Source organism: Bacteroides caecigallinarum, from assembly GCF_016902295.1.
Classification (GTDB): domain Bacteria; phylum Bacteroidota; class Bacteroidia; order Bacteroidales; family Bacteroidaceae; genus Phocaeicola; species Phocaeicola caecigallinarum_A.
The window spans coordinates 1-202 of sequence record NZ_JACJLQ010000263.1 but is presented as its reverse complement, the minus strand read 5'-3'; the positions used below and the strand labels follow the sequence as shown (position 1 = coordinate 202).

Below are 202 nucleotides of genomic sequence, written 5' to 3'. Positions count from 1 at the left end.
ATATTCAACCCGACTACGTGTGTCCGTTTGCGGTACGGGTACCTACAACGTTATGTTTAGCGGATTTTCTCGGCAGTCTGCTTACCCACACTATCACCGCTACCCGAAGGTGTTGGTGTACTCTCAAGTTCGACTCTTCCCGTGGATTTGCCTGCGGGAATCGACGTCTACACTCTTTAACCGGCTATTCCGTCAGCCGGCG

General features: G+C 52.5%; 1 rRNA gene. It reads right to left on the bottom strand.

Going from position 1 to position 202, the window contains the following annotated elements:
* A 23S ribosomal RNA gene (locus H6A27_RS15945) occupies positions 1-202 on the bottom strand; the annotation flags it as partial.